The sequence below is a fragment of the Streptomyces resistomycificus genome, from assembly GCF_001514265.1.
GTDB classification, from domain to species: Bacteria; Actinomycetota; Actinomycetes; order Streptomycetales; family Streptomycetaceae; genus Streptomyces; species Streptomyces resistomycificus.
This window is the reverse complement of record NZ_KQ948994.1, coordinates 165634-192347: the sequence shown is the minus strand read 5'-3', so window position 1 is coordinate 192347 and position 26714 is coordinate 165634. Positions and strand designations below refer to the sequence as shown.

At 71.9% G+C, this 26714-nt stretch carries 21 protein-coding genes and 1 pseudogene; 10 read left to right on the top strand and 12 right to left on the bottom strand.

Going from position 1 to position 26714, the window contains the following annotated elements; genetic code table 11:
• Window positions 1-218: 218 nt before the first annotated feature.
• Window positions 219-806 (top strand): TIGR04222 domain-containing membrane protein, encoded by a 588-nt coding sequence (locus AQJ84_RS23755; protein ID WP_030038012.1) that lies wholly within the window; start codon window positions 219-221, stop codon window positions 804-806.
• A gap of 56 nt (window positions 807-862) precedes the next feature.
• Here AQJ84_RS23755 and AQJ84_RS23750 read toward each other — a convergent pair whose 3' ends face one another.
• Window positions 863-1237: a hypothetical protein gene (locus AQJ84_RS23750; RefSeq protein WP_030038013.1), complete on the bottom strand. Its 375-nt coding sequence runs from the start codon at window positions 1235-1237 to the stop codon at window positions 863-865.
• A gap of 101 nt (window positions 1238-1338) precedes the next feature.
• Here AQJ84_RS23750 and sigJ point away from each other — a divergent pair, with 101 nt between their 5' ends.
• From sigJ to AQJ84_RS23730, 4 genes are all read left to right on the top strand, one after another.
• The gene (gene sigJ, locus AQJ84_RS23745) at window positions 1339-2256 is read left to right on the top strand and encodes an RNA polymerase sigma factor SigJ (protein WP_030038014.1); all 918 of its coding nucleotides are present in this window, start codon (window positions 1339-1341) and stop codon (window positions 2254-2256) included.
• A gap of 343 nt (window positions 2257-2599) precedes the next feature.
• Window positions 2600-5806 (top strand): family 78 glycoside hydrolase catalytic domain, encoded by a 3207-nt coding sequence (locus AQJ84_RS23740; RefSeq protein ID WP_030038015.1) that lies wholly within the window; start codon window positions 2600-2602, stop codon window positions 5804-5806.
• Between the two features lie 254 nt (window positions 5807-6060).
• Entirely contained in the window at window positions 6061-7437 is a 1377-nt protein-coding gene (locus AQJ84_RS23735; protein WP_030038016.1) for a glycoside hydrolase family 43 protein, read from the top strand.
• A gap of 18 nt (window positions 7438-7455) precedes the next feature.
• Complete coding sequence (locus AQJ84_RS23730; protein ID WP_030038017.1) at window positions 7456-9456, top strand: ricin-type beta-trefoil lectin domain protein; 2001 nt, start codon at window positions 7456-7458, stop codon at window positions 9454-9456.
• Between the two features lie 101 nt (window positions 9457-9557).
• On the opposite strand, the gene AQJ84_RS23725 is transcribed toward AQJ84_RS23730, so the two are convergent.
• From AQJ84_RS23725 to AQJ84_RS23715, 3 genes are all read right to left on the bottom strand, one after another.
• A complete protein-coding gene (locus AQJ84_RS23725; protein ID WP_225877111.1) occupies window positions 9558-10805 on the bottom strand; it encodes an acyltransferase family protein in 1248 nt (415 codons plus the stop codon).
• A 169-nt stretch (window positions 10806-10974) separates the two neighbouring features.
• Window positions 10975-12159, bottom strand: a complete 1185-nt coding sequence (locus tag AQJ84_RS23720) for an alpha/beta hydrolase (RefSeq protein WP_053191013.1) — start codon at window positions 12157-12159, stop codon at window positions 10975-10977.
• 395 nt (window positions 12160-12554) lie between these two features.
• Complete coding sequence (locus tag AQJ84_RS23715) at window positions 12555-13025, bottom strand: ATP-binding protein (protein WP_053191011.1); 471 nt, start codon at window positions 13023-13025, stop codon at window positions 12555-12557.
• 172 nt (window positions 13026-13197) lie between these two features.
• On the opposite strand from AQJ84_RS23715, the gene AQJ84_RS23710 reads away from it, so the two are divergent.
• Complete coding sequence (locus tag AQJ84_RS23710; protein WP_030038021.1) at window positions 13198-13566, top strand: STAS domain-containing protein; 369 nt, start codon at window positions 13198-13200, stop codon at window positions 13564-13566.
• Between the two features lie 98 nt (window positions 13567-13664).
• Here the strand turns inward: AQJ84_RS23710 and AQJ84_RS23705 are convergent, their stop codons facing one another.
• The 3 genes from AQJ84_RS23705 to AQJ84_RS23695 all read right to left on the bottom strand — a co-directional run bounded on the left by AQJ84_RS23705 (window position 13665) and on the right by AQJ84_RS23695 (window position 15851).
• On the bottom strand, window positions 13665-14858 hold the full coding sequence (locus AQJ84_RS23705; protein WP_030038022.1) for a PP2C family protein-serine/threonine phosphatase: 1194 nt from the start codon (window positions 14856-14858) through the stop codon (window positions 13665-13667).
• Between the two features lie 191 nt (window positions 14859-15049).
• Window positions 15050-15472 (bottom strand): (R)-mandelonitrile lyase, encoded by a 423-nt coding sequence (locus tag AQJ84_RS23700; protein ID WP_030038023.1) that lies wholly within the window; start codon window positions 15470-15472, stop codon window positions 15050-15052.
• 58 nt (window positions 15473-15530) lie between these two features.
• Window positions 15531-15851, bottom strand: a complete 321-nt coding sequence (locus AQJ84_RS23695) for a carboxymuconolactone decarboxylase family protein (RefSeq protein WP_030038024.1) — start codon at window positions 15849-15851, stop codon at window positions 15531-15533.
• Between the two features lie 218 nt (window positions 15852-16069).
• Here AQJ84_RS23695 and AQJ84_RS23690 point away from each other — a divergent pair, with 218 nt between their 5' ends.
• Window positions 16070-16963, top strand: coding sequence for a helix-turn-helix transcriptional regulator (locus AQJ84_RS23690; protein WP_053191010.1), 894 nt, complete (start codon window positions 16070-16072; stop codon window positions 16961-16963).
• A gap of 32 nt (window positions 16964-16995) precedes the next feature.
• On the opposite strand, the pseudogene AQJ84_RS23685 reads toward AQJ84_RS23690, so the two are convergent.
• The 5 genes and pseudogenes from AQJ84_RS23685 to AQJ84_RS23665 form a co-directional block, all read right to left on the bottom strand.
• A pseudogene (locus AQJ84_RS23685) lies at window positions 16996-17337 on the bottom strand (DUF899 family protein); the annotation flags it as partial.
• Between the two features lie 175 nt (window positions 17338-17512).
• Window positions 17513-18523, bottom strand: a complete 1011-nt coding sequence (locus AQJ84_RS23680; RefSeq protein ID WP_030038027.1) for a DUF5914 domain-containing protein — start codon at window positions 18521-18523, stop codon at window positions 17513-17515.
• Entirely contained in the window at window positions 18520-19569 is a 1050-nt protein-coding gene (locus tag AQJ84_RS23675; protein ID WP_079022649.1) for a phytoene/squalene synthase family protein, read from the bottom strand. Before AQJ84_RS23675 ends, AQJ84_RS23680 begins: the two co-directional genes overlap by 4 nt.
• A complete protein-coding gene (crtI, locus tag AQJ84_RS23670) occupies window positions 19566-21104 on the bottom strand; it encodes a phytoene desaturase family protein (protein ID WP_030038029.1) in 1539 nt (512 codons plus the stop codon). Before crtI ends, AQJ84_RS23675 begins: the two co-directional genes overlap by 4 nt.
• Window positions 21101-22459: a polyprenyl synthetase family protein gene (locus tag AQJ84_RS23665; protein ID WP_053191008.1), complete on the bottom strand. Its 1359-nt coding sequence runs from the start codon at window positions 22457-22459 to the stop codon at window positions 21101-21103. The genes crtI and AQJ84_RS23665 overlap by 4 nt, the downstream gene beginning before the upstream one ends.
• Before the next feature lie 481 nt (window positions 22460-22940).
• On the opposite strand from AQJ84_RS23665, the gene AQJ84_RS23660 reads away from it, so the two are divergent.
• Genes AQJ84_RS23660 through AQJ84_RS23650 form a run of 3 tightly spaced genes read left to right on the top strand, consistent with a single transcriptional unit; the run spans window position 22941 to window position 26464 of the window.
• Complete coding sequence (locus AQJ84_RS23660; protein WP_053191006.1) at window positions 22941-24134, top strand: lycopene cyclase family protein; 1194 nt, start codon at window positions 22941-22943, stop codon at window positions 24132-24134.
• Between the two features lie 48 nt (window positions 24135-24182).
• Window positions 24183-24908 carry a class I SAM-dependent methyltransferase gene (locus AQJ84_RS23655; protein ID WP_030038031.1) on the top strand — a complete coding sequence of 242 codons (726 nt, stop codon included), beginning with the start codon at window positions 24183-24185 and terminating at the stop codon, window positions 24906-24908.
• Complete coding sequence (locus tag AQJ84_RS23650) at window positions 24908-26464, top strand: FAD-dependent oxidoreductase (RefSeq protein WP_053191004.1); 1557 nt, start codon at window positions 24908-24910, stop codon at window positions 26462-26464. Before AQJ84_RS23655 ends, AQJ84_RS23650 begins: the two co-directional genes overlap by 1 nt.
• Window positions 26465-26714: the final 250 nt, after the last annotated feature.

Sequence of the window (26714 nt, the reverse complement as noted above, 5' to 3'; positions counted from 1 at the left end):
AAGGTTCCGTCGACGACCTGCTCGGCGCGGACGAGGAACTGTCTCCTTTCGCCCACGTCACCGTCGTACGGCGCAGCCGACGCCGTTCTTCCGATCCTCAGGTCGCTCCCCCCGGCAGGAAAGCTCAGCGGAAGCTCTGAAGATGCCGACCGACGGTTGTGCGCCGCCGTGGCGGGTGACATGCAGGTGTAGACGCGGTATCCGAAGGGGGAGTCGGCATGCGGACGGGTTCGCACAGGAGGTCGGCGGCGGACGAGGCCGGAGCTCTGGACACGTACGACCTCGCCTTCCTCGCCGGCAGGGAGCGACGCGTGGTGGACAGCGCCCTCATCGCGCTGTCAGAGCGTGGACTGCTCGTCATACGTGCCTCGCGGGTGCGTGCTGTCGGCGACGAGCAGCCCGACCACCCGATCGAGCGTGCCCTGGTCGCGGCCTGCCCGGGCAGCAGGAGCATCCTGGCCACCCGGCAGTCCCTGGAACACTCCCCGGAGGTCGAGGAGATCAGCCGTCGGCTCACCGCTCGGGGCCTGCTGAAGGGCTCACGACGTCGGACGACCCGGGCGGGCAGGCGACAACTCGACGCAGCTGCGCGGGACGAGAGCCTGCCCGCCTATGTTCTCGACGGTCCCGCCACCCTCCGGTCAGGCCCTGTCCGACGCGGTGTCCTGGGCACTCACCCCACTCCCACCGGTCTGGGCCGGTCCCTGATCCGCCTGGGCAAGGCCCTGGAAGACGACACCTCCGGTACCGCGCCGGATTCGGGCGGCGGCTTCGGCTGCGGCGGAGGCGGAGGCGGCGGGGACTGACGCCCACGGGAACAAGCCTGCAGCCGGATGAGTCCCGGTGGGCCCCGTGTCGGACCTCATCGCCGGGCCAGCGCCAGCACACTCAGACCGAACATCAGGACGCCCAGGGGAAGATGGACCGACGGGACGTGCGCGATGCCGAGCACGACCTGGACCGAGGCGAGGGCGAGGAAACCGGACGCGTGCCAGACAGGCCTGAGTGAGCCGCCGCCCGGCTTCCACGCCAGCACCGCCGCGAGGACGTACAGCATCGACGCCCCGTACATCACACGGGCTCCGACGCTGTGCAGCGTCTCACCGTAGGAGGAGTTCAACAGCAGTCCGGCGGAGACCGCCTGAAGGAAGATGGTCAGGGTCTGCAGAGCGATCGTGATCCGCAGGAACGAGGAGCCGCGCCCTGCGTCCACCGTCGCCGTCACCTGAGTGGCCATGTCACAGTCCCCTTTTCCGCCCTCGGGCAGTGGATCGATAAGGTCTCACCAGCCCGACGACGCGGGCCTGCGAAAGGTAAGGCGAGGGAGCTGCCGGAAGCATGGGGACGGTCGGGACCAACGCGGATGAGATAGCCGGCGAGCGACGCCAACTCATCAATGTCGCCTACCGGTTGCTCGGTTCGGTGACCGAGGCCGAGGACGCCGTACAGGACGCCTACACACGCTGGTACGGGCTGTCGCGAAGCCGACAGGAGGAGATCCGGTCCCCCGGCGCCTGGCTGACGACGGTGACCAGCCGCATCTGCCTGGACCTGCTCGGCTCGGCGCGGGCCCGCCGTGAACGCTATGTCGGCGCGTGGCTTCCGGAGCCGCTGCCCGACCGCGCCGAGTGGGACCACGCGGGCGGGGCCGCCCCCGCCGGCCCTGCGGACCCCGCCGACCAGATCGTCCGGGACGAGTCGGTGACCATGGCCTTCCTCGTCGTCCTGGAGTCGATGACGCCTGCCGAGCGGGTCGCGTTCGTCCTGCACGACGTCTTCCGGTACCCGTTCGCCGAGATCGGGGACGTTCTCGGCCGGACCCCCGCGGCATGCAAGCAGCTGGCGGCCTCCGCCCGGCGGCGGGTGGACGCCGAGCGCGCCCCGGCAGCGGCGGCCAGCCAGGCCGACGTGGTGAGGCACGTCAAGGAGGCATGGGAGACCAAGGACATCGCAGCCCTCGTCGGTCTCCTCAACCCGGCGGCCGTGATGACCGCCGACGGCGGCGGCATGGTGGGCACCGTTCTGCGCCCGGTCGAGGGCGGTGCGCGCATCGCCCAGTACATGATCGCCATCGCCGACAAGGCTCCGGGGCTCGAACTCCTGGAGAGGTCGGTCAACGGTGTGCCGGGCCTGGTGGCCCAGCACACCGGCGTCGTCATGACCGTCGCCTCGTTCGACGTCTCCGACGGGCGCGTCACCCGGATCTGGGCGGTCCGCAACCCGGAGAAGCTGCGGCCGTGGGTGCGGGCGGGCTAGGGGGCGCCGTTGGGATCCGGCGGGCTGGGCGCGGCGCCTGAACCGCCGGGCCGAGCCCGGCCTGGTGCGCCCAGTGGCCGGTACGACGATCACCAGGCCGCCGCGGTTCATCCGAGCCGTAGTGGGGCGCGCTTTCCGGCCGAGCGGGTGCCTCGCAGCCCGCCGCGAGAACCGACGGGAGACCGTCCGGCGATAGCCGCTTCCGTCGCGGCACGCTCCCCCACGGTTAAATCGTTTCAGACCGCCGACGAGCACAGTTTCGACACAAGCATTGACCACCTCGCCGCGGAACCCTAACCTCCGGGCAATCGCATTGAAACCTTTCACGAGCCGAGGGTGCACCATGGCCTGGGACCTGTCGCGTCGAAGACTTCTCCAACTCGGTGGCACCACGGCCGCCTCGGTCGTACTGACCGGGCCCCGGGCGTTCGCGGCCGGAAGCGCGGGCCCGACCACACCCCCCGGCAAGCCGCCCGTGCCGACCGGGACGCTGGCCGATCTCCTGCCGCAGGCCCTCGGCACGAGCGCCGGGCAGAGCCCCCGGTTCAGCTGGCAGGTGCCCGACTTCGGCGCCGGTACGCTCCAGCAGGCCTACCAGCTGCAACTGGCCACGGCCCCGGGCGGTTTCGCGGACGAGCGGCTCGTCTGGGACTCGGGCAAGCGCAAGTCCGCCGACTCCACCGCCGTGCCGTACGCCGGGCCGCCCCTGAAGCCCCGTACCGCCTACTGGTGGCGGGTCGCCAGCTGGGGCGAGACGCGCTCCGCCTGGTCAAAGCCCGCCCTGCTCGCCACCTCGGTCGACGACGAGTGGAAGGCCGAGCCGATCTGGGCGCCCGCAGGACCGGTCATGACCGACGGCACCTTCGCCGCCCGGCTGAAGATCACCACTGTGGCCGCCGGAGTGTGGTTCCGCGCCTCCAACACCGCCAACAACTACATGTGGCAGCTGCGCGCCGGCAGTCCCGGAATCCTGCGCAAGCACGTCTGCGTGAACGGCACGTACACCGTCCTGGGCGAAGTCCGGCTGCCGTCCGCGGTCACCACCGGGGAGTGGCTGGACCTCGCCGTCACCATGGTGGGCTCCACCTTCACCACCACCGTCAACGGCACCGTCGTCGACACCACCACCGACACCCGCTACGTCTCCGGCAACGTCGGTCTGCGCAACGGCCTGACCGAGTCCCAGGTCTACGACCGGATCACCTTCACCACCGCCGACGGGACCACGCTCCTCGACGACGACTTCGCCTCCGACAAGGGCACCTTCTCGGCCGGCACGGTCTCCGGCGGCACGCTCACCTTCCCCCCCGGCGCCAACTCGCTCTCCTCCTACGGGGCCGACGACACCTGGGCACTGCTGCGCCACGAGTACGACACGGCCGCGGGCAAGGAGATAACCGCGGCCGTCCTCTACGTCGCGGCCGCCTCACCCGACCCCGCCCGGCAGTACGCGGCCAAGGTGTGGAGCAACGGCACCGTGGTCGGGCACGCCTCCGTGCGCTCCGGCACCGGAACCGCCTACCAGGCATTCGACGTCACCTCGACCCTGCGGGGCGACGGCGGGCCGAACGCCCTGGCGGCGCTGTGCTGGACCACCTCGCAGCAGAAGTTCCTGGCCCAGCTGGAGATCACGTACGCCGACGGCAGCCGGACCACCGTCGCCTCGGGAGACCACTGGAAGGCGCGCCGCCAGGCCGGGTTGCTGCCGGCGAAGGGCAGCGCGGGCAGCAGCTACTACACCGTCCCGCAGGAGTACTGGGACCTGCGCCAGGAGCCGGTCGGCTGGACCCGGCCCGGTTTCGACGACGGCGGCTGGCACACTCCCGTCGTCCGCACCGCGATCAGCGGACTCGTCCCGGCCCCGATCGAGCCGCCGCGGCTGCACGACGTGACCCCCGCCTCCGTCACCAAGGTCGCCGACGGCCGCTGGCTGGTGGACCTCGGCCGGGAGATCGTCGGCGGACTGTCCCTGGAGGTCACCGGGAGCGCGGGCCAGACCGTCGAGGTGCGCCTGGGTGAGGAGCTGAACCCCGACGGCACCGTCAGGTACCAGCTGCGCGCCACCAACACCTACCGCGAGGTGTGGACCCTGCGCGACGGGGAGCAGAGCTTCGAGCACTGGGGTTACCGCGGCTTCCGCTGGGCCGAACTGCGCACGTCCCTCGACCTGTCCCAGGCCGTAGTCACCGGGCGGGCCTGGCGGCTCGACTGGGACGACACGGACGCCTCCTTCCGCAGCTCCGACCCCGCTCTGGACCGGGTCTGGGAGCTGTGCCGGTACTCCATCGAGGCCACCCGCGGCGACCTCTACACCGACACCCCGACCCGGGAGCGCGGCCCCTACGAGGGCGACGCGCTGATCAACCAGCTCTCCGAGTACGGCGTCCAGCGCTCCTACGCCCTGGCCCGCTGGTCGAACGACTACCTGGTCCGCAAGGGCACCTGGCCCACCGAGTACCGGCTGATGTGCGCGCTGTCCGCCTGGGAGGACTACCTCGCCACCGGCGACGACCGGCAGCTCGCCAAGGACTACGACCTGCTCGCCGCGAAGAACCTCACCGCGTACCTGGACTCCCGGGGCCTGGTCCGCAAGGCGCCCGGCAGCAGCAGCCAGGACCTGGGTGACCTCGTCGACTGGCCGACCGCCAGCCGCGACGGATACGCCTTCACCAACGTCAACACCGTCGTCAACGCCTTCCAGTACGCGGCCTTCGACGCCCTGGCCCAGTGCGCCGCGGTACTCGGCAAGGACGATGACGCCAAGGCCCTGCGCTCACGCGCCGACACCCTCGCCACAGCCATGCGCACCACCCTGCTCGACAACTCGGCAGGCCGGTTCGTCGACGGTGAGGGCACCACGCACAGCGCCCAGCACGCCACCGCCTTCCCGGTCGCGCTCGGCGTCGCGGACCCCCTCGACGACGAGGTGCGCACCCGGCTCGGGGACACCCTCACGGCGGGCGGCATGCGCGTGAGCGTGTACGGGGCGCAGTTCCTCCTCGACGCCCTCTTCCGGCTCGGCCGCGCCGACGCGGCGCTCGCACTGCTCACCTCCACGGCCACCAACTCGTGGCTGCACATGCTCGACGAGCTGAAGGCCACCATCGTCACCGAGGCCTGGGATCCCGCGCTGAAGTCCAACATGACGCTCTCCCACGCCTGGGCCTCGGCGCCGGCCAACGCGATCCCCCGGCACGTGCTCGGCGTCCGCGTCACCACTCCCGGAGCGGCGGAGTTCCTGATCCGCCCCAGGACCGGTGAACTGACCGACGTGGCGGGAACGGTGCCGTCCCTGCGCGGCCCGGTGAAGGTCTCCGTGCACCGCTCGGCGGACGCCCACACGGCACGCGTGACGGTGCCGCCCAACGCACGCGCGGTGCTGGAGGTGGAGATCGGCGACGCCGACCCGGCGGAGTACCGGGTGACGGCGACGGCACCCGGGGGACGGAGCCGGGTGGAGGTCGAGCCCTTCACCGACCTCACCGGGACCGTGCTGCGGATAGGGCCCGTGGGCTCCGGCACGACGAAGGTCGAGCGCACCGTCTCCTGACGGCGAAGGCCCCCGGGTTCCGGCCCGGGGGCCTTCCTTGACCCGCCTCCGACCGGGCGGGCTTCCTCCGCACCCGGCGCCTGGCCGACCATCCCGACGTGCGACCCGACGTCCCGAAGTGCACAGGAATCACAAAAGACTGACAGGACGATTGACGAGCACATGTCCAGGCCCTACGTTCTGATCGATTTTCCGAACCCCGTTCGAAATTCCGGCCACACCTGGCGCCCCCGCACGCCACCCTGGAGCACAAGATGAGCGAGATCCCCCGTCTGTCCCGTCGCACCCTCCTCGGCGCGACCGCCGCCGTCCCCCTCGCCCTGACCCTCGGCACCGGCACCGCCCACGCCGCCGACTCGGCCTACGCGATGGTCTACTTCACCGAGTCGACCAACCTCGGCGACGGCACCGACTACGGCCTGCACCTGGCCGTCAGCCCCGACGGGCTGAACTGGACGCCTCTCAACCAGAACAACCCCCTGGTCACCCCCACCGCCGGCGCGCTGGGCCTGCGCGACCCGTTCCTCATGCGCAAGCAGGACGGCACCTTCGTGGTGCTCGCCACCGACCTCAAGGGCACCGACTGGAGTTACAACAGCCAGTACATCCACGTCTGGGACTCCGCCGACCTGCGCACCTTCACCGGCTACCGGCGTCTGAAGCTGCACGACATGACCACCCACAGCTGGGCCCCCGAGGCGTTCTGGGACGCCGGCCGCGGCCAGTACGCGGTCATCTACTCCTCGGTGAACTCCAGCGGCCACAACGTGATCATGGTCAACTACACCAGTGACTTCGTCACCGCCTCCGCCCCTCAGGTCTTCTTCGACCCCGGCTACGACGTCATCGACGGCGACATGGCCGTGGGCGTCAACGGCTACAACTACCTCTACTTCAAGAAGAACCAGACGCTGGTGGCAGCCAGATCCACCTCCCTGAACCCGGGCAGCTTCACCGAGTTCAGCGCCGGTGTGGCGCACGGCGGCACCGAGGCCCCGACGGTGGTCAAGTCCCTGACGTCCGGCAACTGGTGGCTCTGGGGCGACACCTACACCCCCAACGGCGTGTTCTACGCCTGGCAGTCCAGCAGCCTCGCCTCCGGCACCTGGACGGCCCTCGACCAGAAGACCTACACCCAGCCGGTCAACTCCAAGCACTGCGGCATCACGACGATCACCACGACCGAGTACAACAACCTGCTCGCGAAGTGGGGCGCCCCCGCCTGGAACCGCCTCAAGTCGTACAACTTCCCGGCCCGTTACGTCCGCCACTCCAACTACGCGGGACGGATCGACGAGTACCCGATCGAGCCGTACAAGGACTCCCTGTGGACCCTGGTCCCCGGGCTCGCCGACAGCTCCGGGGTCTCCTTCCGGTCGGTCAACTACCCGACCCGCTACCTGCGGCACTACAACTACGCCCTCCAACTGGACGCGAACGACGGCACGTCGACGTTCGCCGGCGACGCCACCTTCTACCGCACGGCGGGCCTCGCGGACGCGAGCTGGGCGTCGTTCCGCTCGTACAACAACCCGACCCGCTACATCCGCCACGCCAACTACGTCCTGCGCATCGACCCGGTCTCCACGGCCACGGACCGACAGGACGCGACCTTCCGCGTCGGTTACTGACCTCGAGAGGCTCCCCTCATGTCGTACAGCTTCGCCCGCGGTTGGGCCAGACGCGTCACCGTGCGCGTCCTCGCCCTCTCCCTCGCCCTGGCCGGCCTCACGGCCCTGGCCGACCGCGAGTCGTCCGTGCCCCTGTCCGCCGAACCGGCCGCGGTCAGCACCACGCAGGCCGCCGTCACCCCGCCGTCGATGGGCTGGGCATCCTGGAACAGCTTCGCCAGCAGCATCGACTTCGACGTCATCAAACAGCAGACCGACACCCTGGTCTCCTCCGGCATGGCCGCCGCCGGCTACCGGTACGTCAACCTCGACGACGGCTGGTGGCAGGGCGACCGCAACTCCGACGGCACCATCGCCGTCGACGCGGACCTGTGGCCGGGCGGGATGAAGGCCGTCGCCGACTACATCCACAGCAAGGGGCTGAAGGCCGGCATCTACACCGACGCCGGCAAGCAGGGCTGCGGCTACTACTACCCCACCACCCGACCCGCCGCGCCCAACACCGGTATGGAGGGCCACTACCAGCAGGACCTGGAGACCTTCCAGCGCTGGGGCTTCGACTACGTCAAGATCGACTGGTGCGGCGGCCGCGTGGAGGGCCTCGACCCGGAGACGACGTACAAGGCGATCGCCACCGCCAACGAGGCCGCCACCGCCGTGACCGGCCACAAGCTCGTGCTGTCCTTCTGCGAGTGGGGCAGCGGACTGCCGTGGAACTGGGCCACCGGACACGGTGACCTGTGGCGCACCAGCACCGACGTCATCCTGTGGGGGCAGACCCCCACGACGGCCATGATGCTCACCAACTTCGACCGCGGACTGCACCCGGCCGCCCAGCACACCGGCTACTACAACGACCCCGACATGCTGATGGTCGGCATGAGCGGCCTGACCGCAGCCCAGAACCGGCTGCACATGGGCCTGTGGGCGATCTCGGGTGCCCCGCTGCTGGCCGGCAACAACCTGGCCACGATGAGCACCACCACCCGCGACATCCTCACCAACCGCGAGGTCATCGCCATCGACCAGGACCCCCGCGGACTGCAGGGCGTCAAGGTCGCCGAGGACACCCGCAACCTGCAGGTGTACGGCAAGGTCCTGGCCGGCACGGGCAAGCGCGCGGTGCTGCTGCTCAACCGCACCGGCTCCGCCGCCTCCATGACGGTCCGCTGGGCCGACCTGGGTCTCACCCCGGCCGCCGCCTCCGTACGCAACGCCTGGACCGGCACCAACGCCGGCTCCCTCAGCACGGGTTACACCACCACCGTGCCCGCGAACGACGCGGTCCTGCTGACCGTCTCCGGCACCGAAGCGTCCGGTGCGACCTACGAGAACACCACCACGGCCACCACGCCAACGTTCACCGGCGTCACCGCCGCCTCGGCGGGCACCAAGCTGGTCGACATCACCTACGCCAACGGCGGCAGCACGCCCCGCAAGGCGACCATCCAGGTCGGGGGCCAGTACACGTCCGTGGTGGCCTTCCCCCCGACGGGCTCGGCCTCGACGTACCGGACCGTGTCCGTACTCGCCCACCTGGCCAAGGGCGCCAACACGGTTCGCTTCGCGGCTGTCTCCGGTGCCGCCACGCCCGACATCGACGCCGTCCGCGTCCAGGGCATCCCCGGCACCGACGGCACCGCCCTCGTCGGCACGGCCTCGAACCGCTGCGTGGACATCGACAAGAACACCATCACCAACGCGACCCAGGCACAGATCTGGGACTGCTCCGGCGGTCGGAACCAGACCTTCACCCACACCGCGCGCAACGAACTCGTGGTCTACGGCAACAAGTGCCTGGACGCCGACAACAACGGCACCACCAACGGCACCAAGGTCATCATCTGGGACTGCACCGGCGGCAACAACCAGAAGTGGACCACCCACACCGACGGCACCATCACCAACAACCTCTCAGGCCTCTGCCTGGACGCCTCGGAGGCGGCGACCGCCAACGGAACCAAGCTGATCCTGTGGGCCTGCAGCGGCCAGGCGAACCAGAAGTGGACCCTCACCTGACCCAAGCCACCACGGCGTGACGTCGCCGTACCGATGACGAACCCGATCCCGGCGACCGGCCACCCGGTTGCCGGGATCCGTCCGTCCGTGCGACGGGCCGGTCAGAGGACTGCCAGGGCGTAGCTCGCGAAGACCGCGGCGAGCACGGCGACGGCTGCTCGGCTGGAGCCTCGGATGCCCGTCCAGGGCACCTCGAAGCGGTGGGCCAGGCGGCCGACGCCGAGCAGGGTGATGGCGATGAGCGGCAGCAGGGCGAGCCGGGCGAGAAGCCAGCCGGCGGTGTCCGGGGGTGTGGTGAGGCCGGGGAGGGGGATGTCGAGGAGAGAGCCGGGTATCGCCAGGGTGAGCAGGGCTGTCTGGTGCCAGCAGAAGATCGTCATCGCGGAGAGGTTGACGGCCACGACCGCCGCCCACAGCGTGAGCCGTCGTCGCAGCAGGGCGTCGAGGCGGTTCCGCAGCAGGATGGCCGCCCCGCACTGCACGGCGGCCAGGGCGAGCACCAGCAGAGAGGGCGGATGGGAGTTGGTGCGGTCCGTTCCGGGCACGCCCACCATGCTGGCCGGGTAGTGGAAGACGAGGAGCAGCACGGCGAACAGGGCACCGCCGCCGCACAGCACCAGCCGTGCGCCCCGTCCGCCGAGCCGTCCCTCGCCCCAGCAGACGCCCAGTTGGTAGGCGAACAGCCAGCCCGGGCCGAGGTTGAGCAGGCCGAGCCAGGAGGGCATGGAATGCGCCCAGGGGCCGTAGCGCAGCAGGTCCACCGCGGCGACCCAACCGAGCAGCGGTAGGACCGTCCACCCGCCGAACGCGCGAGCGGCGCGCACGCACCAGGGCGTCAGGGCGGTCACCAGCAGGTAGATGCCGACGAACCACAACGGCTGGACGACCAGTACCGCCGCTGTGCGCAGCGTCGTGCTCGGCACTCCTGCCGCGTACAGCACGGGGAGGAGCACCGCCCATACCGCCGCGACGCCGACGACCGGTCGGCCGAGCCGGACCAGCCGTCCGCGCAGCCAGGCGCCCGTCGACCGGCCGCGCCCGGCCGCACGGCGCAGCGACAGTGCGGAGGAGTAGCCGCCGACGAGGAAGAAGATGCCGAGCATCTGAAGGAACCAGCTCGCCGGTGCGAGGAAGCCGAAGGTCGTGAGCGGGCTGGCGTTGTGCAGCGCGCCGCCGGGGTCACGGGTGAGGCCGCCGAGCAGCCAGTGGCCGACGGGCACCGAGAGCAGGGCCAGGGCCCGCAGCCCGTCCACGGCACGGTCACGGTGCGCGGGAGTGCGCGTGTCGACGTCGTGGGCGGTGGCGCGTACAGTGCCGCGCAGCCGCTCCACGGCTGTCGGACGCCCCACCGATCGACCGGGGTGCGGACCAGGGCCCGTGCGTGGCTCCGACGGTCGGGCGGACGCCGGGCGGTTGCGTTCGGACCGGCGGGGCCAAGCGGTGGCGACCAGCGGGTGCACGGGCGGTGAGGGTGTTGCGCGCTCGGCGCCGCGCGCGGGATCGGCCGGTGCGGGGACGTCAGACCAGGCCATGACGGCAGTCCTCCGCGATGGACGAGGCGGGGTAGGCACAGCTGACGGCCTGGTAGCGGCCGAGCGCGATGTCGGCGAAGTTGCGCAGGGAGGCGGTGCCCGGGGTGAAGTAGCCCGTGTGTCCCTCGGCCCGGTCGGAGGAGACGACGCGGGCACCGAAGTCGCGATCGGTCGGGTCGGTGCCGTGACCGATGCCGAACAGTTCGATGCCGGGGACACGCCTGATCCAGTCGGTCGCGTCGCGTGCGGTCGCCCACAGCCGCGTTCCGGAGGGCAGTCGGCCCGCGTGGTCGGTCCGCATGCCGGGCGAGGCCACGACCACGAGGTCGGACACCTGACGTCCGGTCAGCCGGTGGTCCGCCGCTCCGCACAGGACCGAGCCGTAGCTGTGGCAGAACACGGCAGGTGGGGTCTGGGGACGTGTCGTGGCGGCCAGACCGTCGAGGAAGCGGACCAGCCGGGGCGCCCCCTGCTCCGCGAGGCGGCCGGTGGCGGCGTCGTAACCGACGCCGACCGGTGTGGTGTAGCCCGTCCACGCGATCACCGCGGAGTGGCTCGAGGGTGATCGCCGGGTCATTTCGGCGCGCAGGTGGCGCGCCATCAGGGCCAGGGTGTCGTACGAACCCAGATCGGTGTCCGAGCCCGGCACGACCACCGCGATCCGGCGGGCTTTCCGCAGGTCTCCGTACACCTCGGCCACCTGTCCACGGCCCCGTGGGTCGAAGGAGAGGATCCGGCGGCCCGCGGACAGCAGCCCGGCGTCGGTCTCGGCCCGGGCGCGGGCCTGCCGTCGGTCACCTGCGGGCAGTGCCGGGTCGGCCGCGCGGGCCAGTTCACGGTCGCGTTCGATGCTGATCGCACGGTTGTTGGCGGCGTAGCGCAGGCCGTTCGGCGCGCCGTCGAGGTTGCCCACGACGAGTGGATGACGGGTGACCAGCAACTCGCGCTGCCGCTCCGTCAATCCGGCGAAGAAGCTCGCGATGCGCGCGGGTGAGGCCGAGGCCGGGTCAGGCAGCTGCCTGCCGAGGACCTGGTCGGTGCGCCACGCGACGGCACCCGGTGGCGGGCCGGTGACCGCGGTCTGCACATCGCCCCACACCCAGCCCACCGTCCCCGCGGCGGACGCGCAGACGAGCGCGCAGGCGGCCAGGACGCGCTTGGAGCGCCGCATGGTGTGTCTCCCTGATTCCGTCGGCCGCCGCTGCGGCGACCTGCACGGCAGGAAGGTATGGAGACGGTGCGCCGGCCGCCGTCACCCCAGGGAGCCAACTCTCGTGTGGCACCTGGGTAGGGGGTGGGCTGCGAGCGGCCGGGCGCGGACGGGAGTGCGATCGGGAGTCGTCCCGTGCCGACTCGACGCCGCTGCCCGGCATCGCCCGCTGACGGCAGACACGCGGTGCTTCAGCGCCGCCTTCTGCTCACCGCCAGGCCGATCCCGACGGCGGCCAGCACGACAACGACGACCACGAACCAAGTGGGCATCGTGTCGAGTCCCTTGTAAGCGAGGGGCACAGCGTCAGCCGGCAGCATGCAAGCCTCCTGGGTCGGATGCCGCTCAGTGGGGGATCAGCGGGCGGCGGTGTCACTGCTCGGTGTGTCGGACAGGGCGATACGGGCCGTGATGCGCTTGCCGACCGGTTCCTGCTCGGTGAAGAGCGCCTCGGTGACGGCCTTGACGATCTCCAGGCCGTGCTGGCCGATCCTGTCGGGATCGGCGGCACGCGCCGCGGGGACGGTAGGTTCGCTGTCCCACACGACGATGTCGACACTGACGGCGGTGATGCGCAGTTCCATCAGGACGGGGCCGGGGGCGTACTTGCGGGCGTTGGTGACCAGCTCGCTGACCACCAGCTGGGTGAGGTCCCTGGCGCGCTCGGACACCGGCAGGTGATGGCCGGTGCGGGCCTGGTCGAGAAACGTGACGGCGTGGTGGCGGGCATCGGCGATGCAGCCGTCGTCTCCGCCCAGGGCGTAGCCGGCGCGCATCAGGTACTCGTCCGGTGCCGTACAGCCGTCTCCGTCGGCATGGGATCCCACGTCTCTCGCCCTCACTCCCCCTTCACGGGCGTGCCAGTACCCACGATGGTGTCATGCATGCCACCAAGGGTGTCGTTCGGCACAGCCGCCTGGGTGCATCCGGCCGCCGCGGTGGGGCAGAATTGTCCGCGCAGGCCCTGACCGGGCAAGCCTATGCGCAGTCGAGGAGACGGTGAGCGACAACCAGAAAGCCGACCGGCCGAACCGGCTCTTCGTCGAGTCCCATGTGGCCGACGGCGTCCGTGTCGTGACCGTGCGGGGCGAGATCGACCACGACGTCAAGGACGTCCTCGGCGAGGCCCTGCTGTCCGAGGAGGGCGCGGTGCCGCCGCTGCGGGTCGTCGTGGATCTCAGCGGCGTGACCTTCATGGACTCCAGCGGGATCAACGTGTTCGTCGCCGCCCACCGGCAAGTGAGCGACGTCCAGGGGTGGCTCCGCATCGCCGGCGCCCAGGAGTCCGTCCTGCGTCTGCTGCACCTGGTCGGAATCGACGCCCTGATTCCCTGCCACCCCACCATCGAGCAGGCCCTGAACGCCTGACCGCCCCTGCCCGGGCTGGCCTGGGCAGAGGGCGGCGCATCCTCGTGCGGCGAGCGCCGCCGGGAGATTGCGCAGCGGAGCGAGTGGGCCGCCGCGGTTCATCGCCGGGGGCCCGGTCTGCGCTCGGCCGATCGGCGACGTTTGCCGTGCCAGTCCAGGATCAGGACCGTGGCGTCGTCCTTGAGGCTGCCACGGCAGGCGTCGAGCACCGCGGCGGTCAGGCTTCGGACGGCTTCTCGTGGGTGCAGCGCGCGGGTGTCGTGAGCGACCGAGGCCAGGTTGGCGGCCGCGGCACCGCGTTCCAGCATTCCGTCGGTGAGCAGGATCAGGCGGTCTCCGGGACGCAGGTGAATTTCCTGTACCTGGTAGGAGGCGGGAGCAGCCACACCGAACGGCAGGTTGACGGCGAGTTTGACCTCTTCAACGGTGCCGTCGCGCAGCCGCAGTGGCCAGGGATGGCCGGCGTTGACCAGTTCGCACAGGCCCGTCTCGAGGTCGACGCACAGCAACTGCCCGGTGGCCAGGCCTCGGCTGTGGCTCAGCATCGCCTGGTGGGCGTGGTGGGCCTGCTTGAGGGCGTCACAGCCGCTGCGGCGTGCCCTGCGCAGTGCGCCGACCAGCAAGGTGGCCAGCAGGGCGGAGTTCGTGTCGTGCCCCATGGCGTCGGTGATGGACAGGTGCAGGGTGTCCCGGTCGAGGGTGTAGTCGTAGGTGTCGCCGCCGATGTCGTCGGCCGGGACCAGTCCGGCGGCGAGGGTGAACTGTGCCGCCTCGCAGCAGGGAGCCGAGGGAAGCAGCTGGTGCTGGATCTCCGCGGCCAGGCTGGTCTCGGTGGTGCGCCGGCCGAGGTGGTACAGATCGGTGAAGCGGCGGTCCGTGACGATGATGTAGGCCAGCGCGTGTGCCGCCTCGCGGACCTGGCGGAGCACGGTGTCGTCGGCGGACTGCAGGGTCAGCTCCAGGACGCCGATGCAGTCGCCGCGGTTGGTGACCGGCGTGATGACGCGCCGACCTCCCTGGTCGTCCGGTTCCACGTGCTGGCGCTGGCTCTGCAGCACGCTGTCGTAGACGCTGCCCTGCAGATCGATCGGTCCGGCCTGGTCAGCCGCGTCCGCGTCGGCGGCGGCGAGCCGTACCAGCCGCTGACCGATGAGGTCGACGAACAGGAAGGACACACGCTCCGCCCCGAATCGCTTCTGCAGGTCGTGTGCCACCACGTCTACGGACTCACCGGGCGGCGCCGCCTCCGCAGCGGCCAGCAACTCACCCAGTTCCAGATCTTTGCCCTCCACGGCAACCTCCCATCGGCTGCCGCAACTTCTTCCCCGAGTCTCCGCAACATCACCTGATGGGCCGAACTCCGGCGTCGACGCGGTATGCCTCCGGCATGCCCCAGGGCCTCGTCGATGGGCCGGCTCCCGCTGTCCCGGCTTCACTCACCCCCCGGCCCACCAGCACTGTCCGCGGCGTTCGTCGGGGCGGGTCAGGTGGCCGCCTGCCCGGCAGAGGCGAGAGCGGCGGTGTACTGCTCGTCGGTGACGGGCTCCAGCCAGGTGGTGCCGTCGCCGGTGCCGTCCCCGACCACCAGGGCGATGTGGGCCATGAGAGTCGTGTCGGTGGCGCCGTGCCAGTGCTCCTCGCCGGCCGGGCACTTGACGGTCTCGCCGGCACTGACGCGGACGACGTCGCCGTCGCGGGTGCCCACCAGGCCGACGCCGTCGGTGACGTGCAGGACCTGCCCCCGGGCGTGGGAGTGCCAGTTGGTGCGGGCGCCGGGGGTGAAGCGTACGAGTGCGGCGGCAAGGTGGGCCGGCTCGGCGGGGGTCTCGATCATGTTGAGGTAGACGTCACCGGTGAAGCGCTCGGCCGGGGCCTTGAGGGTGGGGGTGTGCGTGATGTGTTCCATGGTGGGAATCCTTGGTCGAACGGACGGATGCGGTGCCGCGGAGCTGGTGGTTCCGGGTTCAGGCGCCTCGCTCGTCGGCGATCTTCTTGAGCTGGGTGATCGCGGTCATGGCGTTGGGCCAGCTCGCGTAGAAGGCCAGGTGCGTGATCGCTTCGGACAGTTCCTCGACGCTCAGTCCGTTGTCCAGGGCCACGCCCAAGTGGTAGCCGAGCTGCTCGCCGCGGTAGAGAGCGGCCAGCACGCTCACGGTGACCAGGCTGCGGTCGCGGGGCGACAGGCCGGGCCGCTCCCAGACGTCACCGAACAGGACCTCGTCGGTGACCTCGACGAGCTTCGGCGCGATCCCGGCCAGCTGCCGGGGTGCGGACTGCTTGGGCATACGAACGACTCCTTGATCAAACCGTGGTGAACCGGCCGCCCCACTGTCTGCCGGGTCGGCCTTCGGCAGCCGCCGGGGCCCGTTCCGCGCTCGGTCTCAGATGCCTGACCGCTGCCGAGACCGAGGAAACCGCAGGGCAGGGAGGTGGAGAAGGGTCTGCCGTTACAGGTACTGACAGGACCCCTCTCAGGTGTGCCGTCCGGCCTAGCCTGGAGTGCGTGAGTACCGAGAGCGACATCCGCGCATTCCTGGCCTCCCGCCGTGCCAAGATCACCCCGCGGCAGGCCGGCCTGCCGGCCTACGGTGGCCATCGACGCGTGCCGGGCCTGCGTCGCGAGGAAGTCGCCCTGCTCGCCGGCGTCAGCATCGACTACTACGTCCGCCTCGAGCGCGGCCGCCTCGCCGGCGCCTCGGAGGAAGTCCTGGACTCCGTGGCGAACGCCCTCCAGCTGGACGATGCCGAACGGGCCCATCTCCACGATCTCGCCCGCGCCGCCGCCAAGCGCCCTGCCCGCCGCGGCAGGCGCGCCCGCGGTCCGCTGCCGGACGGCGTCATGCGCGTCCTGAACTCCATGACCGACTCGCCGGCCTTCATCCGCAACGGCCGCTTGGACATCCTCGCCGTCAACAACCTCGGTCGTGCCTTGTACTCCCCGTTGTTCACCGACGACGCCGCTCCGCCTGTCAACATCGCCCGCTATCAGTTCCTCGACCCCACCGGCCGCGACTTCTTCCCCGACTGGGAGGAGTCCGTGAACACCACTGTCTCCCTGCTGCGCACCGAAGCCGGGCGCGCCCCGCACGACAGCGACCTGACCGGACTGGTCGGCGAACTCGTCACCCGCAGCGAGGAGTTCCGCACGGCCTGGGCCAAGCACAACGTGCGCCTGCACCACACCGGCCGCAAGTCCTTCCGTCACCCGGCCGTCGGCACGCTCACCCTTCACTTCGACGCCATGGAGCTGCCCGCCCTGCCCGGCCTGACCCTCACCGCCTACAGTGCCGCCCCCGGCACACCCCACCACGACGCCCTGCGACTCCTCGCCACCTGGGCGGCGACCGAACAACCTGACGTCACCGGTGCCGAGGCGAAAGACGGCACCGGCAGCTGACACGTCGTGCCGACGCCCTCGACGAAGGCGCGTCAGTGGTGGTGACCGTGTCGGCCCAGGGTCTCCTCGGGGGTGGCGCCGGGGCGGGTCCACTGCGGCACGGGGCGTCTGGTCAGACCCCAGGTGGGGTCCCCGTCGCGCAGGAAGGAGGCGAGGTAACCCATTTCCCCGCCGACCGGCGCGTCCGCGTCGCGCACCGAGTACCCGGGCTGGGTGTCGCCCATGAACTCGACGTGGGAGGCCACCTTCTCCCAGCGGCCCGTCGTCAGGATGGCGAACGAGACGCCGCGGGCATTGGGGTAGACGGCGTCCTTCAGGTGCCAGGCCGTGGTGGTGCACCCCTCGCACTGCCCCCGGTGCGGCGCCCCGTCGTACCTGGTGTCCTCCGGGGTGTCTCGTGCCGGTGACCGTCGTAAGACCGTCGTAAGACGTCCTACGACGGTCACCAGAACAGACCGGCGACCCGGCCGGAACTCATCGCAGCGGGGCCCCTTCCCGCACGCCGGCCGGCCGGGAGCCGCGCGTCTGACAGCGTGCCTACGGTTCCGCTCAGGAGGGAGTGGAGGACCGCAGGTGCCAGCGCCGCTCCGCGTAGGCGAGGTCGTCGCGCCACAGTCGGCCCGCAGCCGCGCGCATCGCGGGCCTCAGCATCGGCGCCAGGCGGCGGGCCAGGGCGAAGCCCCGCCGGTCGGAGGCGGCGACCACGGCCTCGATCACCGCGGTGCGCGGCCTGCCCCGCTCGTCCACGCCGAGTGGCGTGGCGTGCGTCTCGACGAGGGAGCCCTTCCCCTCGCCCTCCGTGATGTGCATGACGACCGTACGCGGCTCCGGTGCCGTGAACACGGCCCGCACCGGCACCACGAGCCGACCGGCCACCTTGAACGACACGTCGACGGCGAACCCCTCGTCGCCACCCGCCGCGTCCTGGCCGGGTACGTCGACGACCGTGAGGTCCACGAAGGAGTAGGGGTGGAACCATGCCCCGTGCCAGGGGTCGAGGCGGTTGGCCACCACGTCTTCCGGCTCGCACACCCCGACGGCCGTATAGACGGCCTCCACGGCGCCGGGCAGTGCGGGACGGGCGGGGACGACGGGTTCCGGCAAGGGGGTCTCGCCGCCGACCTGATCCAGCCGCACCCAGACGAGGACACCGTCGTCGTGGGCCGGCAGGGGCTTCCATCCGGCGAACGGGCTGCCGTTCAGGGACAGTCCGTGCCAGTGGCAGACGAGGGTGCCGCAGCGGACGGGGCTGTCGCGCAGTGGTGCTCCGAGGTGGGGGCACGCCCCGGGTCCGGCGACCGGCTGCCCGTCGGAGGTACGCCAGACGACCACCTCCCGGCCGTCGACGGTGCGGCCAAGGGGCCGGTCGTCGCGTACGTGGCGACTGGCGGCGACGACGTACCAGTTGCCCGACGGGCGCGACTGAGCCCGCTTCAACGCCTCGGCGATCAGCGCGGGACGGGCCTCACGCCAGGTGGGCCGCTGGTGCTCCCAGGCCACGGGGCGAGGACTCAGGCTGAGCGGGTAGCGGCCACGGCCGGCCGGGCGTCGGGGGCTCACGCGGCCTCCTCGGGGACGGCGGGCGCCCTGCGGGAGCGCGGCCGCGGGGCCGGCGCGACGCTGTGGGCGCCGGGGGCCCGAAAGGCGGGTCCGCTCCGGCGGCGCACGTCGGCCCGGGCCGACAGCCGTGCCGCGGTCACGGCCACCAGCCCTCCGGAGGCGACCGCGAGACGTCTGCGGCACGGAACCGCGGCACGCCGGTGCACGACGGCGTACCCGTCCTCGGCGATGGCGTCGAGGATGCCCGCGTACAGGACGAACGCCGTACGGATGCACGGCCGGGCCAGCGGGTCGAGCATCGCGATCCCGGGTGCGGCCCGGCGGTAGACGTCCCGGGTGAGGTCTTCGGCGGCCTTGAGCGCCTTCGTGATGCGGGCGTCGGCTCGTCCGGTGCGGCGGCTCCAGTACAGCAGGTCGCGGTCGACGCCGTGCGCGGTCAGCAGGTCCGCGGGCAGGTAGACGCGTCCGCGGTCGAGATCCTCGCCCACGTCCCGCAGGAAGTTGGTGAGCTGGAAGGCCACGCCCAGGGCGGCCGCGGGCCCGGCCGCCTCCTCACGCGGGACCACCGTGCCGAGGACGGGCAGCATCTGCAGCCCTATCACCGCGGCGGATCCGTACATGTACCCCTGCAGATCGTCGTAGGTCGGGTAGTCGGTGACCTCCAGATCGCTGCGCATGGAGGTCAGGAAGTCGGCGAAGTAGCGGTGCTCGATCCCGTAGCGGCGGGCGGTGTCGGCCAGGGCGTGCACCACAGGCTCGGGGCTGTACCCGTCGCGCAGTCCGCACTCCAGCCGCCCCTGGAGCCGGGACAGGCACTGCGCGCGTTCGGCCGTGGACATGTCCGTGTCCAGGGAGTCGACGATGTCGTCGGCCCAGCGTGCGAACCCGTACAGGGCGTGCACGGCCGGTCGGCGCGCCACCGGCAGCAGCCGGGTGGCGAGGAAGTACGTCCTGCCGTGCCGGGCGTTGAGCGCGCGGCAGCGGGCGTAGGCGGCGCGCAGGGCGGGATCGGTGACGGCTGCCGCGTCGAGTTCGCGGGCGGTCATGACGGCGTCCCCTCGGTCGTGGAGCGCACCGCGCGGAGGCCGGTGCGGTGCGGTGGCTGCCTCCCGGTGACCCGGGCGGCGGCGAGTTTTCCGGACAGCAGCACGGTCGGCACGCCGACGCCAGGTGTGGTGCCGCAGCCGGCGAGTACGGCGTTCTCGGTGCCGCTGACGAGGTTCCGCGGCCGGAACGGGCCGGTCTGCGCGAAGGTGTGGGCGGCCGAGAAGGGGGTGCCGGCCGCGTGGCCCTGGGCGTGCCAGTCGGCGGGAGTGACCAGGCACTCCTCCTCGACGGAGGCTCCGAAGCCGGTCAGGCCGCGGCGCTCCAGCTCGGTGACGACGCTGTCGCGGTAGGCGGGCCCCAGGTCTGACCATGCGGTGGCGTCGGGCCCGATGTCGGTGTTCGGGCACGGGGCGAGGACGTAGTGCAGGTGGCGGCCGGCCGGGGCGAGGTCGGGGTCCGTGACGGTCGGCCGGGTGATCAGCAGGGACGGGTCGCTCATGAGGCGGCCGGTGCGGGTGAGTTCGTCGAACGTGCCGTGCCACGCGCCGCCGAACGACAGGGTGTGGTGGGCGAGTTCGGGCCAGGTGCGGTCCGTGCCCGCGTGCAGCACCACTGCCGAGGGGGCGTGGGTCAGGCGCAGCGGGCGTCTCGGCGTCCGTCCCAGCAGCCGGTAGGTCACCGGCAGGTCCGGGGTCAGCACGACGGCGTCGCAGGGGATCCGGTCGTCATCCGTCACCACCGCCGTGATCCGTTCGCCGGTGCGCTCCAGCCGGGTGACGCCCTGTCCGAAGCGCAGGTCGGCGCCCGCCTCGGCGGCGGCGTCGGCCATGGCCCGGGGCAGCGCGTGCATGCCGCCGCGGGGGAAGTACACCCCGGCGACGGTGTCCATGTAGGCGATCACCGCGTAGGCGGCGAGGGCGCGCTTGGGGGGCACGCCCGCGTACAGGGACTGGAAGGAGAAGACGCGGCGCAGCCGTTCGTCGCTCAGGTGGCGGCCGATGCCGGGAGCGAGGCGGCCGAAGCCGCCGAGCGCGGCGAGGCGGACGAGATCCGGGCCGAGCAGGTCGAGGGGCGAGTCGAAGTTGGCGTCGATGAAGTGACGCGTCTGGGCCCGGTAGAGGTCCTCCAGCCAGCGGCGGAGGCGTCGGTACCCGGCCGCCTCACCGGGACCGGCGAACCGCTCGACCTCCGCCTCCATCGCCTCGGCTTCGGTGTGTACGTCGAGGGTGCTGCCGTCGGCGAACCGGGCGCGGTAGGCCGGGTGCAGTGGGATCAGGTCGACGCGGTCGTACAGGCTGTCGCCGACGGCGGCGAACGCCTCGTCCGCGAGGTCGGGCATGGTCAGCACGGTCGGTCCCGTGTCCACCCGGTAGCCGCCTCGGTCGAGGCGTCCGGCGCGGCCTCCGGGCTGCGGGTCGCGTTCGACGACGGTGACCCGGCGTCCGGCGCCGAGGAGGTGGAGGGCGGCCGAGAGACCGGAGAGACCGGCGCCGACGACCACCACGTGGTCCGTGCGCCCGGGCACCGTCCTCATCGCACGGCTCCCTCGGACTCCGCGGCCAGGGCCAGGGAGACGGAGACTGCGTGGCCGGGAGGAGGCGGCGCGCCGCTCCCGTCGGGCAGCGGCAGGCCGGCTGCGGAGCGCAGCAGCCGGTCGAGCCGGCGGCGGGGGCCGGTGTCCAGGACGGCCCGGTTCAGGTGACGCGTCCCCTGCTCGGCCAGCCGGGCGATCTTGGCCTCCACGGTCGCGCGGGCGCCGGTCGCGACCAGCACCTCACGGACCTGGTCGAGGTCCGTCTCCGTGAGGTCGGCCGAGCCCAGACGCCGACGCAGCACGGCCAGTGCCCGGTGGTCGCCGGCCGCCTCGGCCCGCGCCTGCGCGACGGCGACCAGGTAGGTGGGTTTTCCGTCCCGGACGTCGCCGCCGGACGGCTTGCCCGTGCTCCGGGTGTCTCCGAACACGTCGTGCAGGTCGTCCCGCAGCTGGAAGGCCATGCCGACGCACCGGCCGGCCGAGCACAGTGCCCGGGTGGTGGCGACGTCGGCACCGGCGACGGCGGCACCGAGCGCCATCGGGCGCTCGACCGTGTACAGGGCGCTCTTGAGACACGCGGCGCGGACGGCCCGCGCCACCGACCGCACCGAGGTCGCCTGCCCCTGTACGTCGAGGTACTGCCCGGCCACCATCTCCGTGCGCATGGCGCTCCAGACGTCCCGCACCCGACGGTCGGTGGCGGGTGCGGTCACCGCGGCGGCGACCAGGTCGTCCGCCCAGGCGAGGGCGAGGTCCCCGGCGAGGATCGCCGCGGCTTCTCCGAGGCGTTCACCGCCTCGGTCGGGAACCGCGTAGGCGTACTGCGCCGTGACGTCGGCGTGCAGGGAGAGGCGGCCGCGGCGCAGCCTGGCCCCGTCCATGACGTCGTCGTGGACGAGGGCGCATGTCTGGACGAGTTCGAGGGCGGCGCCGATGTCCAGGACGGCCCGGGCGTCGGCGGGATCGGTGCCGCCGCAGGCCCGCCAGGCCCACCACGCGAACTGGGAGCGCAGGCGCTTGCCGCCGTCCTGGGTGAAGCGGGCCACCCGGTCGGCGATGTCGCGCTTGAACACCGGGTCCAGGCCGGCCGCCCTGGTCAGATGTTCGTCGAGGGCGGCGTCGAGGGCCCGGGTCACGGCGTACGGGACGTCCTGGTCGGCGCCGCGCACATCGCGGGCGTCCGCCGGGTAGGGCGACTGCGGGCGGTCGACGGACGCGTCGGGAATCTCCGGCGGCGACGGCAGAAGGAGACCGGGAGGAAGCGGGTCCGTGGTGCGCGGAAGCTGACGAGAACCGCTGCGGGGACCGGGCGACGGCCCGGCAGCGCCATGGTCCTTCGTGTCGGTCGAGCGCATGCCGCTTCCTCTCGTTGTCCGGTGGCCGGTCGTCATGCATTCCGTGCGCGGGCCACCGGCGGATGCGCGCGGAGCGAAAAGAATCGACGCCCATGCGGAGGCGGCGGCGCCCATGCCAAGCGGTGGCGCCCATGGCTCGCGGGCGTGCCGACGGTCTCTTTGCAGCGAGCACGTTCCGCCACGCCCCTCTCGCGATGCCAAGGAGCGGGGTGCCCTCTCGCGATGCCAAGGAGCGGCGTGGGCGAGGCCTGACGGCCATGGCCACGGCCTCGCTGCGCCGCGCCCGCCGGGTGTGGCGGTGACGCCGCGTGCGGAACCCGCCTTCGCCCGTGGTCGGTGGCAGAGCGGGAACCTGCGCCTCGGCCGCATCCGAACCGCGGTGTGCGGCGGAATGTTCGTGGCAGGCGCTCCTGCGCGGTCGCGCCGGAGACGTGTTCGTGGCAGGCGCTCCTCCGCGGGCGCGCCACAGAGGGGAGACGTGGTGATCGAGGCGGACGTCGCCGTCGTCGGCGCGGGAGCCGCCGGCCTCTCCCTGGCCCACCGGCTGGCACGCCCCGCACCCGGTGCTCCGCCGCTGACGGTCGCCCTGATCGCGGCGCCACCGGGACCACTCCAGGCGCCGCGACGCACCTGGTGTTTCTGGGAGGCTGGCACCGGCCCCTACGAGGCCGCCGTCACGGCGTCCTGGCAGCGCCTGCGCGTACACGGCCCGGATGGCCGTGCCCACACGAGGGACATCGCGCCGCTGCGGTACAAGATGATCCGCTCCGACGACTTCGAACGACTGGTCACCCGTGACCTGGCGGCGGCTCCCACGGTCCGACGGGTGGAGGCCGCCGTTGACACCGTGCAGAACGTGCACGGCGGCGCCGAGATCCTCGCGTACGACGCGGCCGGCGACCCCTGCCCGGTGAGCGCCCGCTGGGTGTTCGACTCCCGTCCGCTGGGCGGTCTCCCCGCCGCGCGCACCACGCTCCTGCAGCACTTCCACGGCTGGTTCGTGCATACCGAGCGAGTGGTGTTCGACCCACTGGTGGCGGAGTTCATGGACTTCCGCACGCCCCAGCCCGCCAAGGGTCTGTCGTTCGGCTACGTGCTGCCCACCGGTCCCCACCACGCCCTCGTCGAGTACACGGAGTTCTCCCCCACCGTGCTGTCCCCGCGGGGATACGAGTCGGCGCTGCGCCGCTACACGCAGGAGGTGCTCGGACTCGGCCGTTTCGCCGTCGTGGGGACCGAGACGGGCGTGATCCCGATGACCGACGCGGTCTTCGCCCGCCGGACCGGCGAGTCCGTCTTCCGTATCGGCGCCGCCGGCGGCGCGACCCGCCCTTCGACCGGCTACACCTTCGCGTCCGTGCAGCGGCAGGTCGAAACCGTCGCGTCCGCGCTGCGGGCAGGCCGCCACCCGATGCCTTCCCCGGCGCACTCGGTGCGCTCACGGGCGATGGACGCCGCCCTGCTGCGGGCTCTGGACACCGGCCGCATCGAGGGGGCCGCGTTCTTCACGCGGCTCTTCTCCCGTGTCCCCGCCCAGCGGCTGCTGCGCTTCCTCGACGGCGGCACAAGGCTGCACGAGGACCTCGCCATCGGCGCCCACGTCCCCGTGCTGCCCATGCTCCGCTCGGTCGCGGAGCTGCCCTTCCTGCCCCGCCGCCCCTCCGACCGGCCCTGACCGCCGCTGCCAGGGGACCCATCCCCCCACCTCCCCCCAGGAGTTCGAATGACCTTGTTGCGCGACGCGGATCTGGCCGTCGCCTTCGACCACGCCGCCCGCAGTTACGACGCCCTCGTGGCCGCCAATCCGGGCTATCACTCCCATCTGCGCCGCTCGGTCCGCCGACTCGGCCTGGGGCACGGTGAGGGCCGCCGCGTGCTCGACCTGGGGTGTGGCACCGGCGCCTCGACGGCCGCTCTCGTCGCGATGCTGCCGGGCGCCGAGATCATCGCCGCGGACGCCTCCGCGGGCATGCTGGAACGGGCGGCCGCCAAGCGGTGGCCGGAACGGGTCACGTTCCTGCACACCCCGGCGGAGCACCTCGACCAGGTCGGCGTCCGCGGACCGCTCGACGCGGTCTTCGCCGCCTACCTCTTCCGCAACACCGCGGATCCCGACGGAGTGCTGCGCGCCGTGCACGGTCTCCTCGCCCCCGGTGGACGGCTCGGCGTCCACGAGTACACCCTCAGTGGCCGCCTGATCGACCGTGCGGTGTGGACGGCCGTGTGCGGGGGCCTCGTGCTTCCCGTGGGCAGTGCCCTGGGAGACAGTCGTCTGTACCGCCATCTGTGGCGCAGCGTCGTCGAGTTCGACACCGTCGAGGAGTTCGCCGCCCGGGTGCGCTCCGCCGGGTTCGACCACGTGCGGGTCCTGCCCTTGCCGGGCTGGCAGACCGGCATCACCCACACGATCGTCGCGCGGCACACCGACACCGCCCCGGAGGGGAGTTGATGAGCGAGCGGATCGCACCCACCGCACGACGCGGCCGGGACCGCCGGGCCCTGATCCTGCCCGCCCACCCGGGCGCCGACCGGGTCGGCGGTCCGGGCGCCCCCACCACCGCCGTCGTCGGCGGTGGCATCGCGGGCCTCGCGGCCGCGACAGCCCTCGCGGAACGGGGCGTACGGGTCACGCTCCACGAGCGCGAACCCGCCCTCGGCGGACGGCTCTCCGGCGCGCCGGTGACGCTGCGCGACGGCAGCACCGCCACCATGAGCCGCGGCTTCCACGCCTTCTTCCGCCAGTACTACAACCTGCGCGGACTGCTCCGTCGAACCGACCCTGGCCTCCAGCGTCTGGCGCCCCTGCCCGACTACCCGTTGCAGCACGGCAGCGGACTGCGCGACAGCTTCCGCCGGGTCCCGCGAACACCGCCCTGGAGCGCACTGGGCTTCGTGGCACTGAGCCCCACCTTCGGCGCCCGCGACCTGCTGCGCATGAATCCCGTCGCCGCACTGCCCCTGCTCGACGTCCGGGTCCCCGAGGTGTACGGGCGTCTGGACTCCGTCAGCGCCCATGACTTCCTGGCGGCCATCCGCTTCCCCGAGGCCGCCCACCACCTGGCGTTCGAGGTGTTCTCCCGCAGCTTCTTCGCCGACCCACGACAGCTGTCCGCAGCCGAGATGGTGCTGATGTTCCACATCTACTTCCTCGGCTCGGCCGAGGGCCTGCTCTTCGACGTGCCCAACGAGCCGTTTCCGCAGGCACTGTGGGAACCACTGACCGACTATCTGTGCCGTCACGGCGCCGACATCCGGACGGCGACTCCCGTCGAGAGCATTACGCCGACTCCCGACGGCGGGTTCACCGTCGCCACGGCGGAGGACGAACGACCGTACGACACCGTGGTCCTGGCCATGGACACTCCGGGCCTGCGGGCGGTGGTCGGCCGTTCGCCGCGACTCGGCGACGCCCGCTGGCGCGAGCGGGTGGGGCAGTTGCGCAGCGCGCCGCCCTTCCTCGTCTCCCGCCTGTGGCTGGACCGGCCGGTAGCGCACGACCGGCCGGGATTTCTGGGCACCGCCGGTTACGGCACCCTCGACAACGTCAGCGTGCTGAACCGCTGGGAGGGCGAGGCCGCCCGGTGGTCGGCCCGCACCGGCGGTTCGGTGGTGGAACTGCACGCCTACGCGCTCGCGGTGGACTCGGGGCAGGACGTGGAACGCAGGCGTCTGCTGGATCAGTTGCACCGGGTGTACCCCGAGACCCGCTCGGCTCGGATCGTCGACGAGCGGCACGAGTGGAGGGCCGACTGCCCGCTGTTCACGGTGGGCTCCTACACGGACCGCCCTGCCGTCCGCACCCCTGACCCGGGACTGGTGGTGGCGGGGGACCTGGTGCGCACGGACCTGCCCGTGGCGCTGATGGAGCGTGCGGCGACCAGCGGCTTCCTCGCGGCCAACGCCCTGTTGAGGCGGTGGGGCGTGCGGGGACAGACCCTGTGGACGGTGCCGAACGGGGGGCGGGGGGCAGTCCTGCGGGCCTTGGCGCGCGTCACGGAAGGGTGAAGGCAGCACGACAGGTGCGGCCCGGCACAGTGCGCCATACGCAACAGATCCCGCCCCCTGGGTCAGGGGGCGGGATCTGCAGCACAGAGCGCCGGGCAGGCCTTGCACCTGCATCTCCCCGCAGGAAGCGGGACGTCTTTCCTTGGACCACCAACGCACAGTCGGACACCGGGAGTTCCGGCAGCCAGCTCAAGATCGAGTATAGCGGGAGAGAGGGAGATCCATGCCACTCACGCCCGGCGACCCGCGC

Coding starts and splice junctions, on each gene's coding strand:
- AQJ84_RS23735 (WP_030038016.1), top strand. CDS start 6,061: ATGAGCGAGATCCCCCGTCTGTCCCGTCGCACCCTCCTCGGCGCGACC.
- AQJ84_RS23665 (WP_053191008.1), bottom strand. CDS start 22,459: ATGCGCTCGACCGACACGAAGGACCATGGCGCTGCCGGGCCGTCGCCC.
- sigJ (WP_030038014.1), top strand. CDS start 1,339: ATGGGGACGGTCGGGACCAACGCGGATGAGATAGCCGGCGAGCGACGC.
- AQJ84_RS23655 (WP_030038031.1), top strand. CDS start 24,183: ATGACCTTGTTGCGCGACGCGGATCTGGCCGTCGCCTTCGACCACGCC.
- AQJ84_RS23730 (WP_030038017.1), top strand. CDS start 7,456: ATGTCGTACAGCTTCGCCCGCGGTTGGGCCAGACGCGTCACCGTGCGC.
- AQJ84_RS23695 (WP_030038024.1), bottom strand. CDS start 15,851: ATGCCCAAGCAGTCCGCACCCCGGCAGCTGGCCGGGATCGCGCCGAAG.
- AQJ84_RS23750 (WP_030038013.1), bottom strand. CDS start 1,237: ATGGCCACTCAGGTGACGGCGACGGTGGACGCAGGGCGCGGCTCCTCG.
- AQJ84_RS23720 (WP_053191013.1), bottom strand. CDS start 12,159: ATGCGGCGCTCCAAGCGCGTCCTGGCCGCCTGCGCGCTCGTCTGCGCG.
- AQJ84_RS23650 (WP_053191004.1), top strand. CDS start 24,908: ATGAGCGAGCGGATCGCACCCACCGCACGACGCGGCCGGGACCGCCGG.
- AQJ84_RS23700 (WP_030038023.1), bottom strand. CDS start 15,472: ATGGAACACATCACGCACACCCCCACCCTCAAGGCCCCGGCCGAGCGC.
- AQJ84_RS23675 (WP_079022649.1), bottom strand. CDS start 19,569: ATGACCGCCCGCGAACTCGACGCGGCAGCCGTCACCGATCCCGCCCTG.
- AQJ84_RS23740 (WP_030038015.1), top strand. CDS start 2,600: ATGGCCTGGGACCTGTCGCGTCGAAGACTTCTCCAACTCGGTGGCACC.
- AQJ84_RS23755 (WP_030038012.1), top strand. CDS start 219: ATGCGGACGGGTTCGCACAGGAGGTCGGCGGCGGACGAGGCCGGAGCT.
- crtI (WP_030038029.1), bottom strand. CDS start 21,104: ATGAGGACGGTGCCCGGGCGCACGGACCACGTGGTGGTCGTCGGCGCC.